This window comes from Draconibacterium halophilum, from assembly GCF_010448835.1.
GTDB classification, from domain to species: Bacteria; Bacteroidota; Bacteroidia; order Bacteroidales; family Prolixibacteraceae; genus Draconibacterium; species Draconibacterium halophilum.
This window is the reverse complement of sequence record NZ_CP048409.1, coordinates 2,827,329-2,840,659: the sequence shown is the minus strand read 5'-3', so window position 1 is coordinate 2,840,659 and position 13,331 is coordinate 2,827,329. Positions and strand designations below refer to the sequence as shown.

Below are 13,331 nucleotides of genomic sequence, written 5' to 3'. Positions count from 1 at the left end.
TTTTTCAGCTGATAAGTCTGCTTTTTTAACTTTTTACATCGAATTTTGTTCAATAACATTCGAAAATATGATGGATAACCACGAAAAGCTATGAAATACTGTTTTATATAGCAGCAGCTTTTTATAGCTTTGAAAGCAAATAAAAACGCTTAATTATGAAAAAAATATTCATCTTGTTTTTGGCAGCAACTATGATTATTGGTTGTTCCACAAGCACAAAAAAGGAAGCAAAAGAAAATACAAAAATGGAAGTGAATCCTAAAATAAAAAAGAAGGCAAACGAATTTGTATCGTTTACATTGACTACCGATTTAAATGTATTATCGGAGAAGGAAAAGCAACTATTGCCACTGTTACTCGAAGCAGCAAAATTAATGGACGACATATACTGGCAGGAAGCTTTTGGCGATAAAGAAGAGTTATTGAGTAAAGATTGGGATGAATACACCCAAAAATTTATAAAGATCAATTATGGTCCGTGGGAGCGGTTAAATGCCAACAACCCATTTTTACCGGGCTACGATCAGAAACCGGCTGGTGCCAATTTCTATCCGGCAGATATAACCAAAGAAGAATTTAAAGCCTGGGACGATGAGTCGAAAACCAGCCAGTATACCTTAATTCGCAGGGACGAAGATGGGAATTTAAAATCTATACCTTATCACATCGCATTTAAAGAAGAAATAAAAAAAGCTACCGATCTTTTACTACAGGCAGCTGAACTTGCCGAAGATGCCGGGCTAAAGAAATACCTGAAAGAGCGTTCGAAAGCATTGCTTACCGATGATTATTATGCAAGTGATGTAGCGTGGATGGAAATGAAAAACAATACCATTGAGTTTATTGTTGGCCCGATTGAAAATTACGAAGACCAACTTTATGGCTACAAGGCAGCACACGAATCGTTTATTCTGGTAAAAGATAAAGAGTGGAGTTCGCGTTTGGAAAAATATGCAGCATTGCTACCCGGCTTACAAAAAGAATTGCCTTGCGAGCAGCCGTATAAAAACGAAACTCCGGGTGTTGATTCTGACATGAATGTTTACGATGCTATTTATTATGCCGGAGATTGTAATGCAGGGAGTAAAACCATTGCCATTAATCTACCTAACGACGAAGAAGTTCGCGAAACAAAAGGCAGCCGTAAACTGCAACTGAAAAACTCAATGCAGGCTAAGTTTGACAAAATATTGGTTCCGATAGCTGATTTATTAATTGCTGAAGATCAGCGCCAGCATGTGAAATTCGATGCTTTCTTTGAAAATACAATGTTTCATGAGGTGGCTCACGGTCTGGGTTTGGGTAACACGGTTGACCAAAGCACAACCGTTCGCGAGGCATTAAAAGACGCTTACACTTCGATTGAAGAAAGCAAAGCCGACATTTTGGGATTGTGGTGTGTGTACCAGCTAAACGAAATGGGCGAACTAGGCGAAAAAGAGATGATGGACAATTTCGTAACTTTTATGGCCGGCATTTTCCGCTCAGTGCGTTTTGGTGCAGCCAGCGCGCATGGGAAGGCAAATATGATGCGTTTTTATTACTTCCAGGAAATGGGAGCATTCACCCGCGACGAGGCCACCGGCACCTATCGCGTTGATTACGAAAAAATGAAAGACGCCATGATGAACCTGTCGGAAATTATTCTAAAAGTTCAGGGCGATGGCGACTACGAAACTGCCAAACAAATGATTGAGCAGAAAGGCTTTATTCGTGAAGCGCTTCAAAACGATTTGGACCGGATAGGAGAGGCCGGTATTCCGCGTGATATCGTATTCGAACAAGGTGCTAAAGTTTTAGGATTATAAAAAAATTAAAAGAGGATGTTTTAAAAAGTCTACGAATTACACGAATTCTGGAAATTTATTATTAGAACTGGCTGACTATCAGTCAAAATATATTTGTGGAATTTGTGTAATTCGTGGATTATTGTCTCTTGGGCATCTTTTTCTTTTTACTTCCATATTGATTCTTTGCCGGGTTTAACACCCCATTAACAACTATTTCAGTAATTTCAGGGTTATATTTGTAACGTGAAACGATTAAAGAACATAGTAGCTTTGCTTCTGGGAGTGATCTTTTTGTTATCAACTTCCGGATTTATTTTGTATAAAAGCTACTGCGCATGTTCCGGAGAGGATTACACCAGTATTATTGTAAAACCCGCAACCTGCGAAACAGAGTTCCATGAACACCACAAACACGATCTTTCGAACAACGAAGTAGCCTGTTCTGAAGGAGAATGTCATGATTGCCAGCCATACGCTGAACATTCCGATTCTTGTGGCTGTGATTCTCCTGAATCAATTTTTATGAAATTGATGGATAAAGCGGTTAATGACGAAGTAAAGTTTGTAGCCGTACAACCTATTAAAATAAAAGTATTCAGTTCTGATCTACTTGAAGAGTTGATATTGAATACCGAAAGCAACATAAATAGTTGTTATTACCTCGATCTACCTCCCAGAATTACCTCCTCGTTGGATTACCTTATCCAAATTCAAAAACTTAAAATTCCTTCAATAGCTTAAGATTTGTTCTGATGGCTCAGAACTCTTGCTGACATTAAAAAATGCAGCAACAAAATGGTACATGTCGATACCGAATCGAGATGGTGTACACTTTGAATATTTAACCTTAAGAATAATGAAGAATTATATAATCCTTTTATTTTTTATTTTTCCGTTCGTCGCAAAATCCCAGTCTGTTTCAGGAACAGTTTTTGGCAACGACGAGAACGGCAAACAGCCACTTCCGGGCGTAAATGTGGTTTGGGAAGGCACTAGTAATGGTACCGCCTCAAAGCCCGACGGAAGTTTTCAACTAAAAAACAAACCGGGACGCAACAATCTTGTTTTTAGTTTTGTGGGTTACGAATCGCAAACCGTTCGTGTGAGCGACTCTGATCCTTTAGAAGTGGTGCTTCAGCCGAATTTAGAATTGGAAGAAGTTACTGTGATTAAAAAAGACCGGGGAACGTATCTGTCAGTTATTAATCCCATTCAAACCGAGAATATTGGCGGTGCCGAATTACACAAAGCGGCCTGTTGTAACCTGGCCGAAAGTTTTGAAACCAATCCTTCGGTGGATGTTAGTTACAGCGATGCCGTTACCGGAGCGAAACAAATAAAGCTGTTGGGGCTCGACGGAACCTATTCGCAGCTTCAGGTGGAGAATATGCCTACGCTGCGAGGTTTGGCAACAACATTTGGATTAACTTATATCCCAGGACCATGGTTAGAATCCATTCAAGTTTCGAAAGGAGCGGCTTCGGTGTTAAACGGATATGAGTCAATTGCGGGCCAAATCAACGCTGAATTGAAAAAACCGGACAGTGATGAAAAACTCTTCTTGAATGTTTTTGGTAATAATGAAGGTCGTTATGAATTTAATGGCAACACCAATATTAAAGTTAAAGGCGACACGCTTACAACAGGTATTTTTGTGCATGCCAGCGATCTGTCGAAAGAAAACGACCATAACCAAGATGGTTTTCTCGATTCGCCACTGTCGAGCACTTTTGAGGTTGCCAACCGCTGGAAATACAATAACCACAAAGGCGGAATGGCGCAAGCCGGCGTTACTTTACTTTGGAACGACCGATTGGGCGGTGAGGTTGGCGCCAACAGAGATATGGCTCCTTCTATCAATAATCCATACGGCGTAAACATTAAAAACAACCGTGTAGATGCGTTTTTTAAGTCAGGAATCGTTTCGCAGGATAATCATCGTGCGCTGGCCATTCTTACCAACTTTGCCCGTCATGAAACGGAATCGTATTACGGTTTAACAAGCTATGATGCTGACGAAACGCGCTTTTACGGCAACCTGGTTTATACACAGGATTTAGACCAAGCGGCTATTCACGTTTTAAATAGTGGGGCAAGTTTTATTTACGACGATTTTAACGAAATGCTGTACAATCAGGATGTGCAACGCACTGAAAAGGTACCGGGAATATTTACCGAGTATACTTTTAAACCAAGCGACAATCTTACTCTGATGGCTGGTATCCGGGCCGATTTCCACAATATTTTTGGAAATTTTGTTACACCGCGAATGCATTTCCGTTATCAGTTTGCCGATCATTATACGCTTCGTACAAGCGCCGGAAAAGGCTACCGAACTGCTAATGTTATTTCGGAAAATACATTTTTACTCGCCAATTCGCGCCAAATTAGCTGGATCGAAGACGTAACACAGGAAGAGGCCTGGAACTTTGGTTTTGCTTTTATTCAGAATTATAAATTGCTGGGCCGCGACCTGAGTATCAATGCCGAATTCTTCCGCACCGATTTTCAGCAGAAATTAGTAGTCGATAGGGAAACCTCTTCGGACTTTATTTACCTGTTGCCTTCAACCGAAAAAGCCTTTGCCAATAGTCTTCAGTTTGATGTGAGATGGCAACCCATCGAGCGTTTAGATATGTTACTGGCCTACCGTGTTAACGATATAAAGGAAACAATTGGCGGAGAACTGAAAGAGGCTCCGTTAACCAGCGATTACAAGGGTTTAATTAACCTGAATTATACCACGAATCTGAAAAAATGGATGTTCGATTACACCATTCAGTTTAATGGTGGCGGACGAATTCCGCGTGTTTACGAAGATTGGATGCACCGGGCAGATATTTCAGGCGACTTTTTTGAATTTTCACCTTATACAATTATGAATGCCCAGATAACTAAATATTTCCGCTACTGGAATATTTACCTGGGTGTTGAAAACCTCACCGATTTTACACAAAATAACCCGATTGAAGGTGCTGATGATCCTTTTGGATCCGAATTTAGCGCAACCAATATTTGGGGGCCAACAATGGGTAGGAAAATCTACCTCGGATTACGTTTTAATTTGAATTATGAATGAACCCGCGAAAAGCGAAAAGCTTGATGCATAAAAATTTAAACAAGATGAAAAAGCTAATTTTATTATTGACAATGGCAATGTTTATCGGTTTTACCGGTAACGAGACATTTGCACAGAAAAAAGAGAACAAAGTTGTTTGCTTTAAAAGCGACATGGATTGTGCAGACTGCGAGAAAACCGTAATGGACTACCTGAAATTTGAAAAAGGCGTAAAAGATTTAAAAGTCGATCATGCGTCGAATACCATTTTTGTGGAATACAAAGACGGAAAGAACTCGGATGAAAAATTGGCTGCGGCTATAAAAAAGAAAGGCTACAAAGCTGATAAGATCACCAAAAAGGAATACGAAGAAATTGTTGCTCATACAAAAGATCATGGGCATGAACACTCTGAAGAAGTACATAAGGAAAGAAAATAATCGCCTGATTAGGAAGTCTAAAAGCTGCCTGTTTTCAGGTGGCTTTTTTTATGAAAAGTCTTTGCCATGGTTCAGGTTTTATTGTAATCTTTGTAATTAAAAACCATGCAACCCATTATCGACCACATTGAAATTACGGTAAAAGACCTTGAACAAACCGTTACGTTTTACGATCAGTTTTTGCCCTTACTGGGATTTAGCCCCGATAAAAAGACTTCTGCCTATATCGCTTCGCACGATAAACATGTGGTTGAATATTCGCACCCCAAACTTTGTATTGCCCTCACTTCGCCACGCGAATCCTTAAAGGATGAAACTATCCACCGGCGCCGACCGGGAGCACTGCATCACCTGGCTTTTAAAGCTGAATCGCGCAAAGAAGTTGATAATGTATATTCCAAATTGCTGGAAATAAATGCTGATATTGTCAGTGCGCCTCGTTTGTATCCAGAATACCACAAGAATTATTATGCCATATTCTTTAAAGCTCCCGACGGGATAAAGTTTGAAGTAGTTTGCCAGAAGGCAGAATAAGCCTAATAGCTGTTTCAACCTAAGATTCAATTTCCACCAACCTTACCATTTCAGTGCTCCTATTCTTTTTTACGACAGAATAACACCGAGAGGTCTCATAATTTGACAGAGAAGAATATAGAAAGATAAAAACTACAATCTTTACAATTTATCAGTTTAGCAATTCAACAATCTCAGATTTCAAAGTCTCAGTGCTCAGCCATCAATCTCCTTCAATCTCCTTCAATCTCCTTCAATCTCCTTCAATCTTCAATAAAAAATCATTACCAATCCCTAACAACCACAACCACACGCAAATTTCTGCTAAACAATAACTAGTTTCGCAGTAATGAAGTTCAAACAGAAATACAACAATTTCCCGTTCAATCCATCAAAAGTGCCGTTCTTTTACGGTTGGGTTATTTTGTTTGCCGCTACCGTTGGCGTGTTGTTTAGTGCTCCAGGACAAACCACCGGGGTATCAACATTCACGGATTACCTGATTGAAAACATTGGCATTAACCGCGACCAGATCAGTACAGCGTATATGTTTGGCACCATTGGAAGTTCGTTTATTCTTACCTACGCCGGTACACTCTACGATAAATACGGCGCGCGTTGGGTGGGTATGGCTGCCGCACTAACGCTGGGCTTTGTACTGTTATTGTTCAGCCAGTCGGATCGTATTATAAAAGCCATCGTTCCGGAAAATTCAACGGTTTATGTTGGCGTAGCAATTACCACCTGCATTTTATTCTTTTTTATGTTGCGTTTTTCGGGGCAGGGCGTTATTACCATGGTGTCGCGAAATATGCTAATGAAGTGGTTTGTCGCACGCAGAGGACTGGTAAATGGTATATCATCGGTATTTGTGTCGATCGGTTTTTCAATGGCACCATTAACTTTTGATATGCTTATTGAAGGAACCTCGTGGCGAGGAGCCTGGCTACTTATGGCCCTGACTATTGGTGTTGGGTTCTTTTTGTTTGTATTTGTCTTTTTTCGCGATAATCCTGAAGACTGTGATCAAATTCCCGACGGTGAAAAGCACGGCAATAAAGAACACAATGTCATTATCAAACCGTTTAAACAATTTACGCTAAAAGAGGCGCGCAACGGATTAACGTTTTGGTTATTTGTGTTACCATCGGCTATTTATGCCATGTTTATTACGGGGTATATATTTCACTTGGTGTCGGTATTTGGCGAAGCAGGTATCGACAAGGAAAGGGCGCTTGCAGTGTTTATTCCGATATCGCTGATTTCGGTGGTACTTGCTTTTGTTGGCGGATGGATTAGCGACCGTATAAAACTTCAGTACCTGCTTTACCTCATGCTTGCAGGAATGGTAGTGTCTTTAATAGCACTGGCCAATATAAACACCGGATTTTATTACTACGCATTTATTATTGGCAGTGCTATTCCTAGCGGTATGTATAACGTGCTGTTAAGTGTTACCTGGCCGCGTTTTTATGGCCGCGATCACCTGGGGAAAATAACAGGCTTTGTAATGGCTATAATTGTTTTCTTTAGCGCATTGGGGCCAATTGTATTCAGCTTGTCGTATTCGCACCTGGGAAGCTATTCGTATGCCATTTATGCCTTGCTTGGTATTATTTTGGTAATTTCTGCCATCAGTTTTAAAGCGCATAATCCACAAGATAAGTACGAGGCTGAATCATAATCCAATAACCTTCATGAGGAAGACCCATAATGTATTGATTTGAAGCCCTTAAGAAGTAATCAGTTATAACGATTTATAAAATCCGGCTGAAGCTCAGGAACAATTACAAACGTTAATACTCCCGTAACCCGTTTTCAATATATTCCAATTGCCATATTCTGAACAGCAGTGGATCATCAGGTATTTCTGATGGTTCTGCTTCCAGAAGCCAGTCAATTTTGGCTTTCATCACATTGTCTATCAATACCGTATTCATCACCGTCTGCCGCGAATAATAGTAGGTTTTGTTTTTTAGCTGAAATTCATGAACCGCCAAACGCTCGGGCTTCACATCAAAAATACGTATCGAATCATAGCCAATTTCTGCGCTTGTATAACGCCGGATATAACCGTTTTGCGTTAGTATATCTTCATCGTTGGCCAGCGCGGAGGCGACCTTATTTCGAAATCCGGCTTTCTGAAAGCGGTTTTTAAAGTGAAACGAACAATAGTTAATGCCAATATCGATGGAGTGGTCGTGGGCATAAGCAATGAGTTCCAAAGCTGCCAGTTCCGATTCTAAAACCACCGGCTGCTCGGCATGGATGTAAGTGTAATTGTGTTTAGACAGCTGTTTTACATTGTGTTGTGTAAGACGCAACTGGTGCAAATTCAGGTTCGAAACACCTGCTTTTACCATTTCGGGCAAGAGCTTTTTTAAACGCTCCAATTCTTCGGGTACCGCCGGAATTTCGATAGTGATTACCGGGATGATACCTTTTGCCGCTGCAATTTTATCGAGCTTAAATCCTGTGGCCCCAATGTCAAACCGCACTTCATTAATTCCGGCTGCCGCCAGTTTCCTGAGCTTTTGCGTTTCAGCCAGAATTCCGTTGGTATACATCCACACATAGGTGTCCGGGTTACATTTTCGTCGCACCTGTTTCAGGTAACTCAATGTGCGGTCGAACTGCAGCAATGGTTCACCACCACTAAAACTAACCCCTTTAAACCGGAAATGATTAATGTACTCGGCAAACGCTGCCGGATCGGCAAAACTCAGATTTTGGGTAATTGGCAAATGGTCTTCCTGCTGCGAGGCAGGGCAGTAAAAACACGAGGCATTACATTTTCCGGTAATAAACAAACAGCTCCATTGTCCAAGCCCGCAAAGTTTGCAGCCATTGGAAATCTGTTTGTAATACGGCTTTGTGCCTTTGAATAAAATATTCTCGGCTTTTTCCAGTAAAGCTACTTTTTTATCCTGCGCTTCCTGGGCAGAATAGCTGTTTAACCAACTTAGGTTTGTCCACTCAGTGTAAGCAGACTTATTGTTGTTAACCAGCTGATTCAGCCAGTTATGATACGTTTTCATTGCAAAGAATAAAGAACAACGATTGAATAAAAATTAAATGGTTTACTGTTTGGGGTAATGAAAGAAAAGAATTTAGAGCTCGGAGAAAATGTACAGGAACAACAACAATTTTGATCGGTCGATATAAACCAACTCAAGTTTTTGTATATAATTGTTCGTTCCCATTTGTAATGAATAATTTACGAAGCAAAAATAGATAAAATGAGCTATCAGATTACTTGCTTGCCCATTATTATTTAAATATAAAGAGATTAAGTGAAGGCGGCATTAAAACATTTATGAAGAATCTCATCTTCATTCCTGCTTTTCTGCTTAAATTTGCTTTATTGTAGCATTATTTAAAAATTTTAGAAAGATATGAAACGAATTCTTTTCGGATTGCTGATTGCCGCCCTGGTTATTACTGTAGGCTGCAATAAGAAAAAGGAAAACAAACTTCCGCGTGTTGCCATAGCCGGACTGGCCATTGAATCGAGCACTTTTTCGCCTGCACAGACGGGCATTGAGGCTTTTAAGGCACGTCGTGGAGACGAAATATTTACTTATTATCCGTTTATGGACGATACCGCAGCCACTCTTAAACGTGCCGAATGGTTTCCAACGTTGCGCGGTCATGCACTGCCTGGTGGTATTGTTACCCGCGATGCTTACGAAACACTGGTTGGCGAAACATTGGACCGGTTAAAAGAGAATTTGCCTTACGATGGACTTTTCTTTGATATTCACGGAGCAATGAGTGTTGTTGGTTTGGATGATCCGGAAGGCGATTTTATCCAACGTATACGCAAAATAGTTGGCGATGATGTGATGATCTCAACTTCGATGGATTTGCACGGAAATGTAAGTAAGCGGCTGGCGAATCACAGCGACCTGATTACTTGTTACCGCATGGCACCACACGAAGATGCCATTGAATCTAAAAAACGTGCATTAACTAATTTGCTCGACCGTCTGGAGAGTGGTTTAGGTAAACCAAAATACAAAGCCTGGATCCCGGTTCCGATATTGTTGCCCGGCGAAAAGACAAGTACCCGCATTGAACCGGGGAAAAGCCTTTATGCTAAAGTTGCCCCGGCAGCAGCACGCGAAGGCGTTATTGACGCAGCTATTTGGGTGGGCTACGCATGGGCCGATGAGCCTCGTAACCGTGCGGTAGTAATGGCTTACGGCGACGACAAGGAAGCAGTAACAAAATCAGCCGAAGAACTGGCGCAGGCTTTTTGGGATGTTCGTAATGAGTTTGAGTTTGTAGCTCCGGTAGCCCCTTTAGAGGAATGCCTCGACCGAGCGATTGCTTTTGAGGAAAAACCTTTTATCATCAGCGATATGGGCGACAATCCTACCGCTGGTGGCGCGGGTGATGTTACCTGGACACTGAATGAAATACTGAAACGTAAGGAATTCAAAAAGAAAAATGGGCCATCGTTAATTTATGCCTCTATTCCTGGCCCTGATCTTGTTGCCAAAGCTGTGGAAGCCGGAATTGGAGAAACGGTAACTGGTATGGTTGGCGCTGAAGTAGATGATCGTTATTGCGGACCAGTAGAATTAACCGGCAGGGTAGAGGCGATTAAACAAGGCGATCGTTATGCCGAAACCGAAGTGGTAATAAACGTAGGCAGTGTTGATGTTATCGTAACTAAAAAACGGAAACCCTATCATCACGAGACCGATTTCACCGATTTGAGTTTATATCCACGCGAAGCCGACATAGTAGTAGTTAAGATTGGTTACCTGGTACCGGAACTCTACAATATGAGAGCCGGTTGGTTGATGGCATTAACACCTGGTGGAGTCGATCAGGATTTGGAGCGTTTAGGATACAAACGTATTCATCGCCCGATGTTCCCGTTAGATAAAGACATGGATGATGCCGATCTTTCAGCACGGTTAATTCCATTGGCTGATAAGTAAAATAAATTAAGGCGTTTGATACTTTTTTGAACAAGCGCCTTAATTTTTAAAACAAATGGTCAATCGCTATTCAGCTAACAATTTTTTCTTTAGTTTTAAGAACCAATAATAATCTAAACCAATAAACATGAGAAAGTTATTTTTCCCTGTACTAATTTTAATCGTTTTTACCGCTTGCCAGAATAAAGTTCCGGTGGGAGAGTGGCAAACCATTTTTGATGGTGAAACGCTGGATGGCTGGAAAAAAGCCACCGAAAATCCGGAAAGTATAAGCGTTGAAGATGGCATGATAAAATGTGCCGGAGAACGATCGCACCTGTTCTACGAAGGCGACTTTAAAAACTTTGAGTTTGAAGCGGAAATAAAAGCCCAGGAACATTCGAATTCAGGCATTTTTATTCATACCGAATACCAGGAAAAAGGATGGCCCGCAAAAGGCTACGAAATACAAGTAAATAACTCATACCGCGGTTCTGTTGAATATCCCGAACGACGAAAAACAGGAAGTGTATATAATATCCGAAATGTTTATTATCCGCTGGCCGACGACAACGAGTGGTTTACAATGCGTATAAAAGTGGTGGAAAATATGGTGGAAGTTTTTGTGAACGATGTAAAAGTGAATGAATACATCGAGCCGGAAAATCCCTGGAGATGGGAGGGAGGAGAAAGCGTTAAATTGAGTGAGGGTACCTTTGCTTTACAGGCGCACGATCCGAACAGCACCACTTATTTCCGAAATATTCGTGTAAAAGCACTCCCTGAATCAGAACCAGTAAGCCCGGAAGTAGATAAAGAATGGGATACAAAAGTTACCAAATTGATGTATGCAGGTTTTCCGTTGGTGGATTACCACGTTCATCTAAAAGGCGGGTTAACACTCGACGATCTGGTTGATAATTCGCAACGTTTGGGAATAAATTACGGTGTAGCTCCCAATTGTGGTCTTTATTTTCCGGTAACCGACGATGAATCGCTGTATGCTTATATGGAGGAAGTTAAAGATAGTCCAACCTACAAAGGCATGCAGGCAGAAGGTCGTGAGTGGATTACATTGTTTTCGCGCGAAGCCGTAGCTAAATTTGATTATGTATTTACCGATGCCATGACTTTCACCGACAAAAAAGGACGCCGAAACCGTATCTGGATACCTCAAGAAGTTTGGGTGGATGATAAGCAGCAGTTTATGGATGATCTGGTAGAAAAAATTGAATCGATTTTCTCGCAGGAACCGGTTGATATTTATGTGAATCCTACCGTATTACCCGGCGAATTAATGCCGGAATATGAAAAACTATGGACAAAAGAGCGAATGGAGCGCGTAGTAAAAGTACTTGCTGATAACGGAATTGCTCTTGAGATTAATGCCCGTTATAAAACACCAAATGCTGAAATGATAAAAATGGCGAAAGAGGCAGGCGTTAAGTTTGCTTTCGGAACTAATAATGTAACTAAAAATCTTGGACAACTGGAGTATTGCCTTGAAATGTTGGAGGAGTGCAAATTAACACCAAACGACATGTTTGAGCCTAAACCCGATGCTGAAAAACCGGTAAATGTAAAAGGCTTTCCCGATAATATTACGGGATAAAGCATATTAAAAAACGGGTAAGACAAATTTGATCTTACCCGTTTTTTATGGGAAACCTGCCATTTTAATAACGCTGAATCTTGGGCTTATTGTAGTGCAGAATACCTTTCTTTTCAACGGTAAATTCAATCAGGTCAAGCACCTGTTCATTGGTAAATGATCCACGGTTGATGGTGAGATCAAAAAATTCTTCACGAAGATTACTTTCCTTGAGCGCCTTACGGAATGCAGCTCGTTCTTTATCAACCTTTTCGATAAATGCAATGGCTTCATTACGGTTGAGTCTGTTATTCCTCATTATGGTATTGATGCGATACCCAAGTGGTGCTGTTAATCGTAAGTGTAATGCATTAGTAATGTCGCTGGCAATAATATGGCTTGCCCGCCCAACAATAATGCAATAACCATCAATAGCCAGTGTTCGAACCACTTCTTTCACCGTTTTAATAATCAGGTCTTCACTTTTATAACGCTTATCCTTAAAGGCATTTAAAATTTCTTCAAAAATGTACCTGTCGGTCTTTTTAAATGTTTGCCGCACCTTTTCAGGATCAAGATCGAGCTCTTTTGCACTTTCATAAAAAATTTCTTTACTCAGCACGCTCCACGATCCCATAGTGAGTTTTTTGTTAAGTCGTTCGGCCATTAATCGTGCTAAAACAAGGCCATTACAACCAACTTCTCGTGAAATAGTGATTACCGGTCCGGCCTGATTCATATTACCCAATTCACGAGGACTTTCCTCCTGTAGTCGCCTGTTAAGATAGTTCATCAATGAATTTCCCATAATTTCTAAGCTTTGTCTGTATTAAGTTACGCCAATTATGGTAACCAAGTTCTGTATTAAGGGATAAAATTGAAAGGAGCCCATATAGGAATTTATTATTTCGTTGGTTTACGGATCAATAAATGTGCAACTTAACTATTGGATAATGTGCTGTTTGAGTGTCGCTATATTTTGTTGTGACAAGAGTCATCTGAATTCCG

General features: G+C 40.8%; 10 protein-coding genes. 8 read left to right on the top strand and 2 right to left on the bottom strand.

The genetic code is table 11. The annotated features are described in order from the left end of the window. The first annotated feature begins 155 nt into the window (after nt 1-155). The 6 genes from G0Q07_RS11340 to G0Q07_RS11315 all read left to right on the top strand — a co-directional run bounded on the left by G0Q07_RS11340 (nt 156) and on the right by G0Q07_RS11315 (nt 7,485). Nucleotides 156-1,808: a dipeptidyl-peptidase 3 family protein gene (locus G0Q07_RS11340; RefSeq protein ID WP_163346198.1), complete on the top strand. Its 1,653-nt coding sequence runs from the start codon at nt 156-158 to the stop codon at nt 1,806-1,808. Between the two features lie 225 nt (nt 1,809-2,033). Continuing rightward, nucleotides 2,034-2,531, top strand: coding sequence for a hypothetical protein (locus G0Q07_RS11335; protein WP_163346197.1), 498 nt, complete (start codon nt 2,034-2,036; stop codon nt 2,529-2,531). Nucleotides 2,532-2,646: 115 nt separating this feature from the next. Further along, nucleotides 2,647-4,869: a TonB-dependent receptor gene (locus G0Q07_RS11330; protein WP_163346196.1), complete on the top strand. Its 2,223-nt coding sequence runs from the start codon at nt 2,647-2,649 to the stop codon at nt 4,867-4,869. A gap of 44 nt (nt 4,870-4,913) precedes the next feature. After that, nucleotides 4,914-5,288, top strand: a complete 375-nt coding sequence (locus G0Q07_RS11325) for a heavy-metal-associated domain-containing protein (RefSeq protein WP_163346195.1) — start codon at nt 4,914-4,916, stop codon at nt 5,286-5,288. 105 nt (nt 5,289-5,393) lie between these two features. Further along, a complete protein-coding gene (locus G0Q07_RS11320; protein WP_163346194.1) occupies nt 5,394-5,822 on the top strand; it encodes a VOC family protein in 429 nt (142 codons plus the stop codon). 328 nt (nt 5,823-6,150) lie between these two features. Further along, nucleotides 6,151-7,485, top strand: coding sequence for an MFS transporter (locus G0Q07_RS11315; protein ID WP_163346193.1), 1,335 nt, complete (start codon nt 6,151-6,153; stop codon nt 7,483-7,485). A gap of 112 nt (nt 7,486-7,597) precedes the next feature. On the opposite strand, the gene G0Q07_RS11310 is transcribed toward G0Q07_RS11315, so the two are convergent. Beyond that, the gene (locus tag G0Q07_RS11310) at nt 7,598-8,839 is read right to left on the bottom strand and encodes a radical SAM protein (protein ID WP_163346192.1); all 1,242 of its coding nucleotides are present in this window, start codon (nt 8,837-8,839) and stop codon (nt 7,598-7,600) included. 357 nt (nt 8,840-9,196) lie between these two features. Here G0Q07_RS11310 and G0Q07_RS11305 point away from each other — a divergent pair, with 357 nt between their 5' ends. Both G0Q07_RS11305 and G0Q07_RS11300 read left to right on the top strand, forming a co-directional pair. Further along, nucleotides 9,197-10,753 (top strand): M81 family metallopeptidase, encoded by a 1,557-nt coding sequence (locus G0Q07_RS11305; protein ID WP_163346191.1) that lies wholly within the window; start codon nt 9,197-9,199, stop codon nt 10,751-10,753. A gap of 127 nt (nt 10,754-10,880) precedes the next feature. Further along, nucleotides 10,881-12,344, top strand: coding sequence for a DUF1080 domain-containing protein (locus G0Q07_RS11300; RefSeq protein ID WP_163346190.1), 1,464 nt, complete (start codon nt 10,881-10,883; stop codon nt 12,342-12,344). A 64-nt stretch (nt 12,345-12,408) separates the two neighbouring features. On the opposite strand, the gene G0Q07_RS11295 is transcribed toward G0Q07_RS11300, so the two are convergent. Then, on the bottom strand, nt 12,409-13,131 hold the full coding sequence (locus G0Q07_RS11295) for a cytidylate kinase-like family protein (protein ID WP_163346189.1): 723 nt from the start codon (nt 13,129-13,131) through the stop codon (nt 12,409-12,411). Nucleotides 13,132-13,331 lie beyond the last annotated feature (200 nt).